The 1,107-nt window shown below is 73.2% G+C and carries 2 protein-coding genes; both read left to right on the forward strand.

Annotated features, from left to right (window positions below; all coding sequences use genetic code 11):
- Positions 1-577, forward strand: a 577-nt coding sequence (locus ACPC54_RS42235) for a helicase-related protein (RefSeq protein ID WP_498973078.1), incomplete at its 5' end; no start/stop codon positions are given.
- Positions 578-687: 110 nt separating this feature from the next.
- The gene (locus tag ACPC54_RS42240; protein WP_401235519.1) at positions 688-1,035 is read left to right on the forward strand and encodes a CBS domain-containing protein; all 348 of its coding nucleotides are present in this window, start codon (positions 688-690) and stop codon (positions 1,033-1,035) included.
- The last annotated feature ends 72 nt before the right edge of the window (positions 1,036-1,107 follow it).

Consider the following 1,107-nt stretch of genomic DNA (forward strand, 5'->3'; position numbering starts at 1 on the left):
CCTGGACACCAAGCATGCCGTGGACCGGCTGACCGAGCACCTGCTGGACAGTGGTGTCCGCGCCGCGGCCCTGCATGGTGGCAGGTCCCAGCCGCAGCGCACCCGGACCCTGGCCCAGTTCAAGGACGGACACGTCACCGTCCTGGTGGCCACCAACGTCGCGGCCCGCGGCATCCACATCGACAGTCTCGACCTGGTCGTCAACGTGGATCCGCCGAGCGACCACAAGGACTATCTGCATCGCGGCGGCCGTACAGCCCGCGCCGGCGAGTCCGGCAGCGTCGTCACCCTGGTGACACCCGGTCAGCGCCGTGGCGTCACCCGGCTGATGGCGTCGGCCGGCATCACCCCGCGCATCACTCCGGTCCGCTCCGGCGAGGCGGAGCTGAGCCGCATCACGGGCGCACAGGCCCCCTCCGGCGTCCCCGTGGTCATCACCGCGCCGGCCGTGGAACGTTCCCGCCGTACGTCCGCGCCGTCCCGGAGCCGCCGGGGTCGCACCGGCCAGGGCCGGCCCGTGGGCGCGCGGGCACGCCGCGGGGCCCGGCCGGAGCCCGGCGCCAACCCGGCCGCCTGAACCGGCCCCGGCCCCCGGCAGTCCCGGGACCTCGCGGTGCCCCCCCCTTTTCCGTTCTGGGGGAAGCCGCCGATCGCCGAAGCAACCAGCCCCGACCGAAGGAGAAGCCCTTGACGTCAGCGCGGATGCAGCACCGAGGACCCGACCCGGCGCCCGTCGTCGTGGCCGACGACACCGAAGGGCGCGGTCCCCGGGTGTGCGACGACATGACCGTCGAGGTGGCCCTGGCCGTCATGGCGGGTGCCCGGGTCGAGTACCTGACCGTGTGCGACGGGGACGACCAGAGCACGGGCTCGATCACGAAAGGCCGGCTGGCTGTTCTCCGTGACAGCGCCGCGTACACGGACCGCGTCCGGCTGCGCGATGTCCTCACCGAAGCGCTGCCCGCGCCCGGCGCACACCCTGAGGGAGCCGGCGAGTACGGCCGGCTTCCGGACGTACTCGTCTCCTCGTGCTGATCCGACCTGCCCCGATCGGCCCGTTCCGTCTCCTCCCGCGATTCCCCTGTGAGGCATCATGCGCTGTGTCAT

It is taken from the genome of Kitasatospora sp. NPDC094028 (genome assembly GCF_049543595.1).
GTDB lineage: Bacteria > Actinomycetota > Actinomycetes > Streptomycetales > Streptomycetaceae > Kitasatospora.